This is a genomic window from Paenibacillus peoriae (genome assembly GCF_022531965.1).
Lineage (GTDB): Bacteria > Bacillota > Bacilli > Paenibacillales > Paenibacillaceae > Paenibacillus > Paenibacillus polymyxa_D.
Genome location: NZ_CP092831.1, coordinates 3,192,473 through 3,208,891, shown reverse-complemented (window position 1 = coordinate 3,208,891; position 16,419 = coordinate 3,192,473). Strand labels below are relative to the sequence as shown.

Sequence of the window (16,419 nt, the reverse complement as noted above, 5' to 3'; positions counted from 1 at the left end):
CTTATGTTAGGTACCATATGATTATTCGCGAAAGGGAGTCAGGGGAATGCCAAACGATTCATTGTCCAGATCCGGCAATCGCAATAGAAACACATCTAAAGAGAAGCCGAAGGGCAAGAAAAAGAAAATTACAGGTAAGCGAATTGGATGGACGCTGTTTATTACCGCGGCGGTAGCTATATTTTGCGCACTTGGTGGCTATTTATTTGTCATGGTAAATGGCGAAAAAATTTACGATGCGAACAAGGACAAAATTACAGTGAATGAGACATCAAAGGTTTATGACCGCAACGGTGTGCTCATGGGTGAGTTGTCTGTGCAAAAAAGTGATCCTGTCAAAAGTGAAGAAATACCAGACTTGCTCAAAAAAGCTTTTATTGCAACCGAGGATAAGCGTTTTATGGAGCATCAAGGAGTTGATATTTGGTCTATCGGTCGGGCAGCCGTTAAGGATATCGTGGCCCGTTCGGCAGTGGAGGGCGGCAGTACGCTAACTCAGCAGCTGGCCAAAAACTTGTTTTTGACACGTGACAAAACCTTTTTCCGTAAAGCGACAGAGGTATCCATCGCAATGGCGCTGGAGCGGAGGTTGACTAAAGATGAAATTATTACTCTCTACTTAAATCGGATTTGGTTTGGACGCTCCTATTCTGGAATTAAGGCAGCGTCGGAAGGTTATTTTGGGCAAACCAACTTAAAAGAATTAAAATTGTGGCAAATTGCTACACTGGCAGCTATTCCGAAAGGGCCATCCAAGTATAATCCGATCAGTAACCCGGAGAACTCGAAGGCACGACGTGCGGTGGTTCTCCAGCTGATGTTTGAGCAGGGGATGATTGGAAAGCAAGAGATGGAAGAGGCCAAGGCTGTAAATTACAATTACAAACAACCAGAAAAAGTTCAAAAGTATCAAAATTTTATGGAATACGTCATGGATGAGGCAGAGGATGCACTGCCAGGAGTTAGCGGCAATGATCTGATTATTGGCGGTTACAAAATTCATACCACAATGGATGCCCAGGCTCAAAATGCGCTGGATCAGGCGATGGCAGATGATGACATGTTCGAAAAAAGTCCTGACGATCAGCCAGTTCAAGCTTCGATGGTCATTATTAACAACCAGACAGGTGGAATTGCCGCGATGGCACCCGGACGGGATTACAAAAAGGGAACCTTCAATCGTGCGACACAGAGCCGCAGACAGCCAGGATCGGCCTTCAAGCCGATTGTAGCCTATGCGCCAGCTCTCGAATCCGGTAAATTTACGATGGATACTCCTTTGAGTAACGAACGCCAGAGCTTTAACGGATACAGTCCGAAAAACTTGCATGGTTACTCGTCGACCATCAGCATGCTCGACGCGATTACGAAGTCTGAAAATATTCCGCCTGTATGGTTGCTGAACCAAATCGGTGTGGAAAAAGGGGTTCAATTTGCCGAGAGCGTAGGCATTCCGATGGACAAAAACGATCACTCACTTGCTATCGCATTGGGTGGATTAAGCAAAGGGACGAATACCCTTGAAATGGCGCAGGCGTACAGCTCATTTGCCAATAAAGGACAATTCCAAAAGGCTTATTCTATTAAGCAAATTAACAATAGTGATGATCAAGTAGTTTATACTCATGAAGAGGAAACTAAATCTGTAATGAGTGAAAAAACGGCTTATGAAATGACAAAAATGATGCAAAATGTAGTCAATAGCGGCACAGGTCGCAAAGCACGCATTGACTGGCCTGTAGCCGGTAAAACGGGTACGACCCAAAGTGGAATTAGCGGTAATAGTGGTAACCGGGACATCTGGTTTGTCGGTTATACGCCAGAATATACCGGAGCAGTATGGATGGGTTATGATAAGCCGGACAGTAAACATATGCTCAGAAACTATAGTGGGCAGTCGGCAGCCTTTTTCGGAAGGGTCATGGGTGAAGCTCTCAAGGGGCATCCGGTTACGCAATTCAGCGAGCCGAAGGGATATGAACCACCAGTTGAGCAGAAGCCAGAAGAGCCGGTTCAGGCTACCGCTCCAAGCGGACTGAGCGGGTCTTATAGTCAGGACACCCAAATTGTATCGTTGTCCTGGAATGCGGCAGAGGGAGACAATGTACAATACCGTGTTTATCGTAAAGAGTCTTCCGAAGGAAGCTTCAGGACGATTATGGAGGCGATGAGAGGCACGAGTGGCGAAGATACGTCTCCTGTAGCTGGAAAAACGTATCAATACTATGTCGTAGCTTATGGAGCGGATGGTAAAGAATCCGCAGCTTCGAATACGATTAGTGTAGAAATTCCGACAGAGACTACTCCGATAGATCCGCAGCTAGGAAATGATCCTAATCAGGATGGAACTGTACCGGATAATGGCGAGAATATAGATGGTCAGGACGGCACAGACCAGGGGAATACGACTCCTGGAGGTACTGATAACGGTACTGGTTCTGACCAAGTTCCAACGTCTCCTGGAGGTAACAATGGAAATGGTACTGGAGGCACAGGCAACAGTAACGACAATTTTGGGAACGGAAACGATACAAATACGGGGAATGGTCAGACGACTACGCCGGATTCAGGTATAACTGATGAAAATACTATGACCAATCCAGAAAATACAGATGCATCTACCACAGGTGCTATTATGGATGGAAGTCAGGAAAGCAAATCCAACGGTCATTCAAACTCCAATCGTGGACGTCACAACCGGGATTAGCAAATATGTTTTATGTAAGATGATATTGGCTTCAAATCAAAGGTATTTTCGGACTGTTTTGACAGTCTGAAAATACCTTTTTTGCTGTAATACAGGGGTTCTTTTTGAGTGTACAGTTTAAATATGGTAAGCTGGTTTTACCAATGTTGGAGAGGAACATCATTTATGAAGCGCAAATTCGGAGACCGGGCCAACTGGCGCAGAATCACCAATCGCAAGTTTGCTTGCCGGTATGTAGAAAGTGACGCGTTTACAGGATATATGACCCTGTATACCATTTTGAGTCTCAAGGAGCCGTTATGGAAGAGTTACGGTGGTCATACGTTTTGCATAGCCGATAAAGGATATTCCTGGCTGCAATATTATCCAAAAGGTGAGCACTATGTGGTGACTGCTATGTTTGACAATCGGGAGCAAATCGTTGAATGGTATATTGATACCTGCCGAAATCAGGGTGTGACTGATCAAGGAGTCCCTTGGTTTGACGATCTGTATTTGGATGTTGTGGTGCTTAAAAACGGTGAAATCTTCCTGGTGGATGAGGATGAATTGGAGGAGGCATTACAACGGGGGCATATCTCAACGCAAGAGGCAGAATTGGCTAACCGTACAGCGGCTGATGTGTTACATCAGATAGATGCCCACGTGTTCCCTTATTTTAAAATGTCGCTGAAACACCGAGCAGAATGGTTTCACAACGGTGATTTCAAGAGAGAACGGTGAAAGTTTTGCAGTGGATTAAAGACATCGGGCCCCAACGCCCTGAGTTGAAAAGCAGGCAGAGTCGCCTTAAGAAAATATCTATGGTAACTAAGCGTCTTGTACTTTCTTTGATAATTTTCATTTTGATCGGATTGGTATGGGCAGGAATCCGAGTGTGGAACATGAATACGGCCGCCTCTACCACTCCGCTCCAGCAAGTGCAAATTGGTATCGTATTAGGTGCTTCTATGTGGGGGGCTGAGCCCAGTCCTGGATTGAAGGAAAGGCTGGAAGAAGCCTTGCGCTTATACCGCAACGGGACGGTACAGCATCTAATTGTAAGTGGTGGACTGGATAAACCCGATTTTCCGTATACGGAGGCTGAGGGCATGCAACGCTATTTGGTAGATAGAGGGGTCCCTGTACAGCATATTGTGTTGGAAAACCATGCGACCAGTACTTACGAAAATCTGCTCTATAGCCAGCGCATTATGAAGGAATATGGATGGACCTCTACCGTGATCATCACACATAGCTATCATGGCCCTCGGGCGATGGAGATTGCTCAATTCTTAAAGTTTGATCATCCTCAGATGGCTCTGACGGAATCTAAAGTGCTGAATATGCCAATTCATCAATCAAGAGAAGTATTGGCATACGCTAAATGGACGCTGCAACGGTGGTGGATCAGCGCTCAAACTTGGGTTGCCTGAATTAAAGAAAAGGCTTTGTGCACGTTCCCGTTGCTTTTATGCTAATAAGGACATGCCAGACCGAATACATTAATAGGGTAAGCTGTGCCTGAAGAAATGTTGAGGTGATGGATGCATGAACGGACGGGGAATCGCCGCGGGCAAGCGGTCGGAGGAGAGACCTTCCAGACAAATTAATGTCGTGCTGCGTAGCCCGGAGCCGATAGCTTCGGTGACTGTGGACGAGACGGAAGTAGTGGCTTCAACCAAGTCACAGGCGCTACCGCAGTATCTCAGTCTTTATCAGGAAATTCAGAAAGAACTCGATCATCTCGTCGGCTTGGATAACATCAAAGACCTGGTATTTGAGGTATATGCCTTTTTGCAGATCGCCCATATGCGCACGGATGCAGGACTGTTGAGCAATGCCCACGTGTATCACATGATTTTTAAAGGAAATCCAGGTACAGGGAAAACGACAGTGGCCCGCATTATCGCTAAAATGCTGCAAAAAATGGGGGTACTGAGCAAAGGTCATCTGATTGAGGTGGAGAGGGCTGATCTGGTCGGTGAGTATATTGGCCACACGGCGCAAAAAACGCGAGATCTGGTAAAGAAATCTCTTGGCGGCGTGTTGTTCATTGATGAGGCTTACAGTTTGGCACGCGGAGGGGAAAAGGATTTTGGAAAAGAAGCGATTGATACCTTGGTAAAGTCCATGGAAGATCAAAAAAATCAATTTATTTTGATTCTCGCTGGATACTCGGGGGAAATGGACTTTTTTTTACGAACGAATCCTGGTCTTCCTTCTCGCTTTCCAATCCAGTTGGATTTTCCTGATTATACTGTGGATCAGCTCATCCAAATTTCCGAGATGATGGCCAAGGAGCGGGATTATATTCTCATGCCTCAGTCCATAATTAAAATGAAGGAGCATTTGCTAAACGAGCGTAATGACAGTCTTCATGCATTTAGTAATGCACGCTATGTTCGTAATGTGATTGAAAAAGCGATTCGGCACCAAGCTGTCAGGTTGCTTAATCAGTACAGGAGCGGGCAACCCGGCAAACAGGAATTGATGACGCTGCGTCCAGAGGATTTGAAAATGGATAAAAGATAGGCGATAATAGGAATCTGAATCACATCGAATGCTATGACATCGAACGGGGGCCGGCCTGAACATCAGGTCGGTCTCTGTTCGAGAGTTGACATGAAAATAAAGGAGCAAACAATATGGCGAACTCCACTCATGATACACAAACCGAAATGCAGGACAAGGCGGTTCTGGTCAGTCTGATTACGGATGAAGTCAAACGATCTGGTATTAATACGGAATACTCGTTGGATGAGTTAGTGAAACTGGCTGAGACAGCGGGAGTTGAGGTACTGAGCGTCCTGACACAGAATAAGGAAGCCAAGGACTCAAAATGGTTTATTGGTAAAGGAAAAGTAGAGGAATTACGTGCAGTTGCTGAAGAATTGGGAGCGAATACAGCAATTTTTGATCAGGAGCTCTCGGGGGCCCAAGTACGGAATCTGGAAGAAAGTCTGGATCTCAAAATTATTGACCGTACACAGTTGATTCTGGACATTTTTGCTCAACGTGCAAAAACCCGGGAAGGTATTATTCAGGTTGAACTGGCGCAGTTGTCATATTTACTCCCCCGTTTGTCTGGACATGGCAAAAACCTCTCGCGTCTTGGCGGTGGAATCGGAACACGTGGTCCTGGTGAAAGCAAGCTGGAGACAGACCGTCGTCATATCCGTGACCGAATCAGTGATCTGAAACGCCAATTGGAGGAAGTGACCCGTCACCGGTATTTGCACAGGGAGCGCAGACAAAAGAGCGGTATTGTTCAGGTTGCACTTGTTGGCTATACCAATGCGGGCAAATCGACGCTGTTGAAGCAACTGACAGCAGCCGATGTATATATTGAGAACCAACTGTTTGCGACGCTGGATCCTACCTCCAGAACAATGGAACTTCCGAGTGGAAAAGAAGTTATTCTTACGGATACGGTCGGTTTTATTCAAAATCTTCCTCATGATTTGGTGGCTTCCTTCCGGGCTACTTTGGAGGAGGCGAATGAGGCACATCTCATTTTGCATGTCGTGGATGCGTCTTCGGATATGCGAGACGAACAGATGAAAGTTGTAGAGACGATCTTGCAGCAGCTAGGGGCTGCGGACAAGCCTCAGATCGTATTATTTAACAAAAAAGATGCCTGTACTCCTGAGCAACTCGAAATGCTTCCTTCCGGGGAGGGTTATTTGAAAATCAGCGCTTTTGATGAAGGGGATTTGCTGGGCATTCGCGAACTGATTCAAGAGCATCTGAGTGGTGATACGCTGAGATTTCGTATTCCTGCGGAACGTGGAGATTTAACATCGGTGCTTTATCGAATTGGAGATGTACTACTGACAGAGTATGATGGCAATGATGTCATTTATGAAGTTGAAATTCAAAGAGGCGAGTACGAAAAGTATGGTCATGCGCTCAGCGAGTTCACAGAAGGTTAACATCTAATGATGTTTTTGGGTCAATAAAATGATAATGCTCATCGTTCAAAGTGAACAATAATATAACATGAATAGCCTAAGGCTGCGTAAGAGAGAGGGTCAAGAAAGTAAATGGTAGTTTTTAGTCCAGAAATACAGCAAATTCAGGAAACGGCAGAACATAAAATACAAGAACGTATACAGCACATAGATCATATTGTAGATTCAAATCAGTGGAAGGTAATTCAGGCATTCCAGCGGAAGCAAGTGAGCGATTTCCACTTTGCGGGTTCGACGGGATATGCTTACAATGACCGGGGACGTGAGGTGCTGGAAGAAGTCTATGCGGAAGTGTTCGGTGCGGAGGCAGCGTTGGTGCGTCCGCATTTTGCTTCGGGTACTCATACAATTGCCACTGCTTTATTTGGTGTGCTGCGTCCAGGGGATGAACTGTTGTACATTACTGGGAGGCCTTATGATACCCTGCATAAAGTGATTGGTAAGCCCGGCGACGGAACAGGATCATTGCAGGATTTTGGCGTTACTTATGGAGAAACCTCACTGACAGCGGAAGGTAAAGTGGACTGGGAAGCAGTGAAGGCTGCGATCCATGACAATACCAAAGTAATCGGTATTCAGCGCTCACGCGGTTATGATTGGAGAGCTTCCTTTAGTGTAGCAGATATTGAAGAAATGACAGCACGTGTGAAGGAAATAAAACCTGACGTTATTGTCTTTGTTGACAATTGCTACGGTGAATTTACCGAGAAGCTGGAACCTACTCAAGTCGGTGTCGATTTGATGGCAGGTTCGTTAATTAAAAATCCCGGTGGTGGCATTGCAGAAACGGGTGGATATATCTGCGGCAAACAAAAGTTTGTAGAGCTGGCATCGTACCGATTAACTGCACCTGGAATTGGTGGAGAAGTAGGAGCCATGCTAGGTACTACACGAGGCATATTTCAGGGACTATTCCTTGCTCCAACACTGGTTGGGCAAGCGGTTAAAGGGAGCGTATTCGCAGCTGCGGTCTTTGAAGAGATGGGATTTGAGACCAAACCTGCCTGGCATGAAGAGCGTACGGATTTGATTCAGGCTATTTCTTTTAGTGGACCAGAGCATCTAATTGCTTTTGTACAGGGCATTCAGCGTGCGGCTGCCGTGGATAGCCATGTGGTGCCGGAACCGTGGGATATGCCGGGTTATGAGCATCCAGTTATCATGGCTGCAGGTACGTTCATACAAGGGGGAAGTTTGGAACTATCCGCAGATGCTCCTATTCGTGAGCCTTATATTGGTTACATGCAAGGGGGGTTAACCTACTCTCATGTTAAATTTGGAGTGCTTATGGCACTGCAAACGATGAAAGAACGTAAATTATTGTGAGTTTTTCTAACATGTCATTGACACTTTGCATCAGCTAAATGTACAATAAGGTGTATAATAGATCACTGGAAGGTTGATGACAAATGGGCGACGAAATTCGCAGAAATATGGCCTTATTTCCAATAGGTATTGTCATGAAGCTAACGGACTTGTCAGCGCGTCAGATTCGTTATTATGAACAGCATAACTTGATAGTTCCTGCCCGTACATCGGGAAACCAACGTCTTTTTTCTTTTAATGACGTAGAGCGTCTGCTTGAAATTAAGGCGTTGATCGAGAAGGGTGTTAACATTGCGGGAATTAAACAAGTCATGAATCCGGTTACCAAGGAATCGGAGGAAGCTACGGTTATTACTGCAGATACGGAAGTTAAACGCCGTGAAATGTCTGATACTCAGCTTCACCGCTTGCTGAAACAACAACTTGTTGCAGGCAAAAGGCCAGGACAGGTATCCCTGATCCAAGGTGAATTATCACGGTTCTTCAATAAGAGATAATGTCTTGACTTACCTCTTGGTATAAGGTTGCCTTACTTTAAAACCTGGTCTCATCATTTAAGTAATTTATTGAACAACTGATTCGTATATAGTCATTACAGAAAGGGAGAGGTTAGAGTGAGTTATAGCAGAGAAGATATCCTTCGGATTGCGAAAGAGGAAAATGTTCGTTTTATTCGTTTGCAATTCACAGATTTGCTGGGTACTATTAAGAACGTTGAAATTCCGGTTAGTCAACTGGAAAAAGCATTGGATAATAAAATGATGTTTGACGGATCTTCTATAGAAGGTTATGTGCGTATTGAAGAATCTGATATGTATTTATATCCGGATTTGGACACTTGGGTTGTATTCCCTTGGGTAACCTCAGATCGTGTAGCTCGTTTGATCTGCGATATTTACAAGCCGGATGGAGTCCCATTTGCAGGTGACCCACGGGGCATCTTGAAACGTGTACTTAAGGAAGCCGAAGAGCTGGGATACACTTCGATGAATGTCGGACCCGAGCCTGAATTCTTTTTGTTCAAAACGGATGAAAAAGGCGAGCCGACTACAGAACTGAATGACCAGGGCGGGTATTTTGACCTGGCTCCGATGGATCTGGGTGAAAACTGCCGTCGTGAAATTGTACTTAAGCTTGAAGAGATGGGCTTCGAAATTGAAGCATCCCATCATGAAGTTGCACCTGGTCAGCATGAGATTGACTTTAAATATGCAGACGCGATTAAAGCTGCGGACCAGATTCAAACGTTCAAGCTCGTTGTTAAGACGATTGCTCGTCAGCATGGTTTGCATGCTACCTTTATGCCAAAACCTTTGTTTGGTGTAAATGGTTCTGGTATGCACTGCAATCAATCGTTGTTTAAGGACAATGAAAACGTATTTTATGATGAAACGGACGAACTCGGATTAAGCCAGACGGCCCGCCACTATATGGCTGGTATTCTGAAACATGCACGTGCAATGGCAGCGATCACGAATCCAACAGTAAATTCCTACAAACGTCTCGTACCTGGTTATGAAGCGCCTTGTTATGTGGCTTGGTCTGCAAGCAATCGCAGTCCAATGATTCGGATTCCTGCGTCTCGTGGTCTGAGCACTCGCGTCGAAGTTCGTAACCCTGACCCGGCGGCGAATCCTTATTTAGCCTTGGCAGTGATGCTGAGAGCTGGTTTAGATGGGATCAAACGTCAGTTGGCTCTCCCAGCTCCGATTGATCGTAACATTTACGTGATGTCTGAGGAAGAGCGGATTGAAGAAGGCATTCCAAGTCTGCCTGCAGACTTGAAAGAAGCTTTGTCTGAACTTATTCGTAGCGAAGTTATCTCTGACGCACTGGGTGACCATGCATTGGCCTACTTCTATGAGCTTAAGGAAATTGAATGGGATATGTATCGCACACAAGTCCATCAATGGGAACGTGATCAATATCTGACGCTTTACTAAAATGGGAAATCCCTTGGCGCTCTAAGCGTTGAGGGATTTTTGCTTTGGGGGTAGTATATGGATATTATGAAGTTGAATTATAAAGCGCCCCCAAATTGCCCCCAAACTTTTTATTATCGAAATAAATTCTCAGTAAAAGACTCATATTTCCCCATGTTATTCGATTCTATTTTTTTTGAAATATGAGCATAGATGTCTGATGTTACTTGGATGCTACCATGTCCCAAGCGTTCCTGCCATATTTCATATCAGCACCAGCTTCTAATTGCAATACTGCGTGCGTATGTCGAAGAGAATGGATAGGTAAGGGGGGGAGTGCCGTTCGTTTTAATATCCTAGAAAATGAATTGAACAAAGACGATTTCGGGATCGAACTTCCATCTGTACGACACATAATTAGATTAAGATCATGCCTATACATTTCGCCTAAAGTGATCTTGTTTTGATTTTGAACATTTAGGTGGTGTCTTAATGCAGCCAATAAGGTGTTACTTATTTTTAAGGTTCTTTTTGAGTTGAATGTCTTTGTATCACCAAATAAATCATCAGGATTCTCAGGGAGATCGTAATCTAAAGTTTTACTAACGGTTGCCAAGCCATTTTTTAGATCAATGTCTGGCCACTGTAACGCGCCAACTTCTCCTTTTCGCATACCTGTCTCTAACATAAACATAAAGAAAAACCAATAAATATATCCGTATTTTTTTGCATTTGCTAGAAATTCAGGAATGTGCTCTGACTCAATAAATTTTACTTTATCTGATTTCTTAATCCCCCTGATAGTCACACCTTCACACGGATTCTTATCCAGTTTACCGAGCGTAACAGCCTTTTCTAGCGCGTCATGCATAGTGGAATGTATGAGTTCTACTGTACGTCTACTATAAACTTTATCCCCTCTACCTTTACTCTCAGAAAGCTTATTTATGAATTTTTGATACATGAGCGGCTTTAATTTTTGTAATGTAATTTTTTTGAAGTGGGGTTTTATGTGCTTTTCAATGTTGTACTCATGAAGATTCAACGTATTATGGAGACGTTCTTTGGTGGAACTTCCCGATTGAAGAACCACCATATTGCGGTACACCATTGGATGCAGACTGGCCGGATTATCATACACATTGGACGCCAATAACCATACCTATAATGGATAGAACGGGGCAAGGACATGCCGGAAGTATTTAAAATGCCGAAGTATCCATGTGCATTCTGTAAAAAACGAAGGCGACACAGCTTTGTGATTTCATAATTGACCACTACTTCACAACAGCTAAGGATGAAAAAGGACGAATGATCGGTATGCAACATGAAACATGCAATAAGGGCGGCAGTGGCAAGTGCATGACGGAGGGTTAGGGCGCATTCAAAACTAAATATGAGACAAGGACTCAGCTGTCTAAATGACGATAGTTCTCTAAATAACTGAGACAATCATCATTTAGACCGCTTTGAAATTACTAATTATTCCTGTGTAATTGATCAAACTTAGGGCCAACATTCTAAAGTAGCGTAATAAGCTTTATACCCCCCTACAATTAAGAAAACAACGAACATGATTGATAGGATTAAAGATAGACAAAATTGGATAGCCTTTTCATTCATTTAACTTATCACCTCCTTACGACCTAATACTTTCGACGCATAAAAAGGTATATCCTTCCTAAGCGTCGAATCCTGTTAGAAAGAAGAGGGGGTGAAAAGAATGTTGCCAGGATTTATAGTTGGATATACAACACATATTGGATTAGAAGAATTTACTCGTGAAGGTGTCGTTAGAATTAAAACCAAGTCTGACGAGCAATGGTGCAATGCCATAGTGGTTCCGAGAGAAGCCCTTTTTGACTATGAGCATTATGATGAAGAAACGCCATCACCTACAATAGGAGTTAACCTTAATCAAAAAAATATTATGACTAAGCAATAGTAACAGCAAGCTGCCAATAGGCGGCTTTTTTATTTGTTCAGGAAACTTTTCCTTGGCTTAATTTACATGCAATAACATACATAAAACCGCAGTAATAACGAATTAGAAAAATGATATATTGTATCCATAAAATAACGTAAATTCGAGGTCGCTGAAAAGCGGCCTTTTTGCATTGGAGGAAAGTAATATGCCAATTAAATCTTCACGGAGACCCCCGCCTGTCCTGGCTAGGTCACCACGTCAACCCGCTTTATGTAATGGATGTGTCTGGGGCGATTGGACTGGTACTAAACAATTATGTATGTTTCCATCCTCTGTTCAAACAAACATGAAAGGAGCGAAATGCAGTGAACCTCGTTCAGCCGATCCGCGATTCTAAAAAGCTGGAGGCCATTAAGCAATATCTGAAAGAGAAAAATGAACGGGACTACATTTTTTTTTTTTTTTTTGATTGGAATCAACACAGGATTGCGTATATCGGATATTTTACCCTTGAAGGTCAGCTCAGTTAAAGGAAGCCATATTGTAATTACTGAAAAGAAAACGAAGAAAAGAAAGAACATCCCCATTCGAAAAAACCTTCGCAAAGAGCTTGATGCATATATATCCGGTAAACTGGATAGCGATTATTTATTCCCGAGTCGCAATAAAAGGAGAAGATCCGAGATTGTGCCGATCAGCAGCAGTATGGCTTACAAAATGCTGAATGGTGTAGCCCGGAAGTTCGGATTGAAGGAAATAGGAACTCATTCTATGAGAAAGACATTCGGGTACTATTTTTATAACGAAACGAAGGATATAGCGTTACTAATGGATCTGTTCAATCACACTGAACAGAAGGTGACATTACGTTATGTAGGTATCCTTCAGGACACTTTAGACGATGTTTTGAAGGATTTTGAGTTGTAGCAATTCTCTACAATAGGGTAACCGTGAATTCAAAATGGGAAAGGACAACAAAACAAATAGCACCAAGCAATCTACGTGTTTTATGAGTTACCGAGAATATATAGTATAGTGAATTAGTTTTACATTATTTAGTTTAACAAGTCCTAGTTTTCTAGTAGTTAGAACAACATCACGAATAAATGCAAGTGGAGCGCTAGATTTATTTTTAGGCCTCCGCGTTAAAACCAACTCGAATACTTTGGTGGTGGTGAAAATTAAGTGAGCAGAGAACGAAATCCAAACCGGAAAAAGGCGCTGAAAATGTGGTTGGATAGCGGACGTAAAATGAAACTTAAGGATATAGCGTTAAAGCTGGGTGTGAGCGATTCCCGCATCCGCAAATGGAAGGCACTGGACAAGTGGAGCGAGCTTCCCGAAAAAAGAAAACGCGGGGGGCAAACAGGTAATAGGAATGCAAAAGGGAATAAGGGCGGAAGTGGTGGCCCTCCTGGGAACGACAAAGCAGTCACACATGGATTCTTCCGTAAATTTATGCCTCAGAATCCTGAGTTTCTTGAAATCATGGACGCAGTTCAAGAAATGGACCCAGTTGAAATGATCTGGTACAACATAACAACCCAATTCCAAGCCATCGTATGGGCACAACGAATTATGTTTGTTGAGGGTAAAGGGGGAAATGATTAAAGAACTTAAAAAAGTCGAATATGAAATACACAATAAAGGCACTAGGAAAGAGAAGAAGCTTGAGCAAGTAGCAATTAAAGAAGAACATGAATTTCAATTTTCATGGGACCGTTATTCCGGGGTTTTATAGCACGCGCAGGGGGCAAGGAACCAGTTAACCAGCGGAAACATGAAACAGCCTGGTCAGAAACCCTTGCGCGGTTCAATTCCGCAGCGTGTCTTCTATTTTTCCATCGATGGGAGAGGTATTGTGAAAAAGAGTCCGAAAACAGGAAAATGTATGCTTTGCAATGACCCTAATCCGAACCGGGAGAACACAACAATGGGCGCATCCTTTTGTAATACGTGCTGGGAAACTATGAAGTCCGGTGATGAGGATAAACTGGGTGAGAGAATTGTCTGGGACGAGTGTTTGATGGAAATAAAATGTTAGACCGTGAAAATATAGTTCTAGACTGGCAGCGGCGGCGTTAAGCCAACGGGCAGGATGGTAGATAAAATATGTTATCATTGGATTGTGCAAAGCTTATTCCGCCTATTCGAAGGGAGATTAGTAGAAATGCAAAGTGCTCAACAGGTGCTAACAAATTATTTTCAAGCATTAGGAAGCAAACAGATTGATAAAGTGATCGAATTGGTTCATGATGAAGCGAAATTTATTATTCTTAAAAAAGAGCCTTCTAATAAAATTCCTTTATACGGCACATTTCATGGAAAAGAAGGTGTTAGAAATTATTTAAACTTATTAGAAGAAGCAGAACAAATAGAGAGTTTTGTCCTTCACAAACTCATCGGTAATAAGGAAGCAGCGTGTGCATGGGGGAATTTCCGCATCAAGGTCAATGTAACCGGGAAAGTGTTCGAGAGTGATTGGGCAATTATTTGCGAAGTAGAACAGGAGAAGATAAGGTTTTTTCAAATCTTCGAAGATACTGCCGCACTAGAAGAAGCTTTTGATTTAAGAGACTGTTGATATGTTAGTGCAGCTACACATCACTATGCTGAGTAATCATACGAAAACGTAGGTTATTGGCCGGCAACATATCGAATTTGGTCAAGTAATGCGTTACGCTAACGAAGAACGTTAATAGAATGATAACAGCGGCAGTCTAAGACTAATATCGAGAAAGTGAGCAAAAGCCAGCTTATAATGGTTTAATTGCCCATTTTCCGGTATTGTCCGGTCTTAGTTCTTTGACGGCCATTTTCTAATATCAGTAAAATGGTCTTGTTTGTTACTAAGTACAAATGCTTTTATGCAACAGCGTAGCGTTTTGCATCCCGCTTGCGGGAATAGAACCTATCGCTGTTTCTTTTTTCGGGTTTTAAATAAGCGCCTCGGTTCATTTGGTGCTCTAAATACATAGGCAGATACAAGTCACTCATTTGGGTGGCTTCTTTTATTGCCTTGAAAGGATTTTTGGTTTGAAGAAGAAGCAGAAGAAAGGAATTTTGCTATACATGAAAGGACCACCAAAAAAGCCAAAAAAATGCAAAGGTTGTGTATGGGGGAAGTGGGATGGGGTTAAGCAGTTTTGTTCCCGTACAGCTTGTGTGAAAGAATGAATTAATCCCATCTAAAATATCTTGCCTTACACAACGTTACACTTCTATGCATAGGCTATCAGGAAGTAAAAACTTTCTGAGGAGTGTGACAAAAATGTATTATACCCACGGGGGAATACAGTATTACCCAGCAGGTAGACCGCCACAACAGCATATTATAAATCCAAATCAGGTTAAAAATTACCTAAATCAAGCCGTTGATATGAGGATGAGTAATGGACACCGTCTTTGTAACGTCTTTATTACGTATGTGTCTCCGCAGACAGATAAAACACAACCAGACTATGGAGATATGACTTATGTAAGAATTATTGATGGGAAGTTCGTTTCTTTATCAAATAATACACAAAACATTGACGAGGTCGGACCTGCTGGTTCCTTATGTGGTCATCGACCATCGTGGTAGAATGTTAAGCACCCATTGAGGTGCTTTTTCTTTTGCTCTTATACGCCAATATGTGAGTTGTTCTAGGCACTTTTTCCGTTATCCGGACGAATACCGGAAAGAGTACAGCAAAGAGCAGAGAGAGGGCATACACACGCTCTGACAGCCTGTTATCCTGCTACCCGAATAGTGGAAACCAACTCAACTCAAATAGCCTTTTGAACATTTACACTACCTCTTTCATAGTATATGGCAGTTGATAAAGAGAGGTGGCTACTGATGGAAATACCAATAACAGGTTTTGTTGTTCATTCCCGTGATTCCGAATCTAACCATTCGCATAAGCTTTTTATTAGTTCGTGAGACGGTAGACCAGTTAATGTTCACGTACATCCTTTTAGTGGGAATACATCACTTGATGTAGGACACTACCACCATTACGCTGGAGTAACAGAACCAGCTCCAAGTGGTGTTCCGCATGTTCATAATTATTATGCAGAAACATCATTTAACGATCAACATACGCATCTAATTAGAGGTACTACAGGACCAGCCATTCACTTGACAGGTGGTGGGCATTACCATCATTTTGAAGGGTATACAACAGTAAATGGTAGAATTCCTCACGCCCATAGGTACAGTGGAAATACTGGAGATGAGAAAGACTACCGATATTAATCAATTTGAAAAACTCATCCCCATACAAATAGTGGGACTGATGGAGTTGGTTATGGCGGCATGTTTACCAGTGTCGGGGTTATTCTCGTACTATTTATACTGCTTATGATACTTGGGGGTTGTAATGCTTAAAGGACTCAGCCACAGGTTACTGAAGATTCGACTTTATGAGTACAGTGTAATTGGCCAAACAATTTAAAATCAGTAGTAACAATGACGAGCTACTATGGCTCGTCTTTTCTTGTTCCAAGGTGCTGACGCTTAGAAAGCAATTTGGATGGGATGGATCGGCTACACTCTTCTAGACAGAAAAATTGTGGTCTAATATAGTAGACTACAGACCA

13 protein-coding genes and 2 pseudogenes are annotated in these 16,419 nt (G+C 43.0%); 14 read left to right on the top strand and 1 reads right to left on the bottom strand.

The window, feature by feature from the left end; genetic code table 11:
• The first annotated feature begins 46 nt into the window (after positions 1 to 46).
• The 8 genes from MLD56_RS13950 (at position 47) to glnA (ending at position 9,929) form a co-directional block, all read left to right on the top strand.
• Complete coding sequence (locus MLD56_RS13950; RefSeq protein ID WP_029518116.1) at positions 47 to 2,707, top strand: PBP1A family penicillin-binding protein; 2,661 nt, start codon at positions 47 to 49, stop codon at positions 2,705 to 2,707.
• A gap of 165 nt (positions 2,708 to 2,872) precedes the next feature.
• Positions 2,873 to 3,430, top strand: coding sequence for a ribonuclease FAU-1 family protein (locus MLD56_RS13945; RefSeq protein WP_029518115.1), 558 nt, complete (start codon positions 2,873 to 2,875; stop codon positions 3,428 to 3,430).
• Positions 3,427 to 4,122: a YdcF family protein gene (locus MLD56_RS13940; RefSeq protein ID WP_029518114.1), complete on the top strand. Its 696-nt coding sequence runs from the start codon at positions 3,427 to 3,429 to the stop codon at positions 4,120 to 4,122. The genes MLD56_RS13945 and MLD56_RS13940 overlap by 4 nt, the downstream gene beginning before the upstream one ends.
• Positions 4,123 to 4,237: 115 nt before the next feature.
• Positions 4,238 to 5,221, top strand: a complete 984-nt coding sequence (locus MLD56_RS13935; RefSeq protein WP_039271232.1) for an AAA family ATPase — start codon at positions 4,238 to 4,240, stop codon at positions 5,219 to 5,221.
• Positions 5,222 to 5,334: 113 nt separating this feature from the next.
• Positions 5,335 to 6,621: a GTPase HflX gene (gene hflX / locus MLD56_RS13930; protein WP_029517891.1), complete on the top strand. Its 1,287-nt coding sequence runs from the start codon at positions 5,335 to 5,337 to the stop codon at positions 6,619 to 6,621.
• A gap of 111 nt (positions 6,622 to 6,732) precedes the next feature.
• Positions 6,733 to 7,986: a methionine gamma-lyase family protein gene (locus MLD56_RS13925; RefSeq protein WP_029517890.1), complete on the top strand. Its 1,254-nt coding sequence runs from the start codon at positions 6,733 to 6,735 to the stop codon at positions 7,984 to 7,986.
• 83 nt (positions 7,987 to 8,069) lie between these two features.
• Positions 8,070 to 8,483, top strand: a complete 414-nt coding sequence (locus MLD56_RS13920) for a MerR family transcriptional regulator (RefSeq protein WP_007430683.1) — start codon at positions 8,070 to 8,072, stop codon at positions 8,481 to 8,483.
• 117 nt (positions 8,484 to 8,600) lie between these two features.
• Positions 8,601 to 9,929 carry a type I glutamate--ammonia ligase gene (gene glnA / locus MLD56_RS13915; RefSeq protein WP_013310575.1) on the top strand — a complete coding sequence of 443 codons (1,329 nt, stop codon included), beginning with the start codon at positions 8,601 to 8,603 and terminating at the stop codon, positions 9,927 to 9,929.
• A 202-nt stretch (positions 9,930 to 10,131) separates the two neighbouring features.
• On the opposite strand, the gene MLD56_RS13910 is transcribed toward glnA, so the two are convergent.
• A complete protein-coding gene (locus tag MLD56_RS13910) occupies positions 10,132 to 11,004 on the bottom strand; it encodes a site-specific integrase (RefSeq protein ID WP_049817008.1) in 873 nt (290 codons plus the stop codon).
• Positions 11,005 to 11,631: 627 nt separating this feature from the next.
• Between MLD56_RS13910 and MLD56_RS13905 the strand changes: the two genes are divergently transcribed.
• From MLD56_RS13905 to MLD56_RS13880, 6 genes and pseudogenes are all read left to right on the top strand, one after another.
• Positions 11,632 to 11,853: a hypothetical protein gene (locus MLD56_RS13905; protein ID WP_029517859.1), complete on the top strand. Its 222-nt coding sequence runs from the start codon at positions 11,632 to 11,634 to the stop codon at positions 11,851 to 11,853.
• Between the two features lie 347 nt (positions 11,854 to 12,200).
• Positions 12,201 to 12,762: pseudogene (locus tag MLD56_RS13900) on the top strand (site-specific integrase).
• 258 nt (positions 12,763 to 13,020) lie between these two features.
• A complete protein-coding gene (terS, locus tag MLD56_RS13895; protein ID WP_049817007.1) occupies positions 13,021 to 13,446 on the top strand; it encodes a phage terminase small subunit in 426 nt (141 codons plus the stop codon).
• Positions 13,439 to 13,576, top strand: coding sequence for a hypothetical protein (locus MLD56_RS13890; RefSeq protein WP_155271700.1), 138 nt, complete (start codon positions 13,439 to 13,441; stop codon positions 13,574 to 13,576). The genes terS and MLD56_RS13890 overlap by 8 nt, the downstream gene beginning before the upstream one ends.
• A gap of 429 nt (positions 13,577 to 14,005) precedes the next feature.
• On the top strand, positions 14,006 to 14,419 hold the full coding sequence (locus tag MLD56_RS13885) for a nuclear transport factor 2 family protein (RefSeq protein WP_029517858.1): 414 nt from the start codon (positions 14,006 to 14,008) through the stop codon (positions 14,417 to 14,419).
• Positions 14,420 to 15,676: 1,257 nt separating this feature from the next.
• Positions 15,677 to 16,075: pseudogene (locus tag MLD56_RS13880) on the top strand (YmaF family protein).
• The last annotated feature ends 344 nt before the right edge of the window (positions 16,076 to 16,419 follow it).

Excerpts from the sequence above, each read along its gene's own strand:
- MLD56_RS13950 (WP_029518116.1), top strand. The coding sequence starts at position 47 with ATGCCAAACGATTCATTGTCCAGATCCGGCAATCGCAATAGAAACACA.
- MLD56_RS13945 (WP_029518115.1), top strand. The coding sequence starts at position 2,873 with ATGAAGCGCAAATTCGGAGACCGGGCCAACTGGCGCAGAATCACCAAT.
- MLD56_RS13935 (WP_039271232.1), top strand. The coding sequence starts at position 4,238 with ATGAACGGACGGGGAATCGCCGCGGGCAAGCGGTCGGAGGAGAGACCT.
- hflX (WP_029517891.1), top strand. The coding sequence starts at position 5,335 with ATGGCGAACTCCACTCATGATACACAAACCGAAATGCAGGACAAGGCG.
- MLD56_RS13925 (WP_029517890.1), top strand. The coding sequence starts at position 6,733 with ATGGTAGTTTTTAGTCCAGAAATACAGCAAATTCAGGAAACGGCAGAA.
- MLD56_RS13920 (WP_007430683.1), top strand. The coding sequence starts at position 8,070 with ATGGGCGACGAAATTCGCAGAAATATGGCCTTATTTCCAATAGGTATT.
- MLD56_RS13910 (WP_049817008.1), bottom strand. The coding sequence starts at position 11,004 with ATGGTGGTTCTTCAATCGGGAAGTTCCACCAAAGAACGTCTCCATAAT.
- MLD56_RS13905 (WP_029517859.1), top strand. The coding sequence starts at position 11,632 with ATGTTGCCAGGATTTATAGTTGGATATACAACACATATTGGATTAGAA.
- MLD56_RS13890 (WP_155271700.1), top strand. The coding sequence starts at position 13,439 with ATGATTAAAGAACTTAAAAAAGTCGAATATGAAATACACAATAAAGGC.
- MLD56_RS13885 (WP_029517858.1), top strand. The coding sequence starts at position 14,006 with ATGCAAAGTGCTCAACAGGTGCTAACAAATTATTTTCAAGCATTAGGA.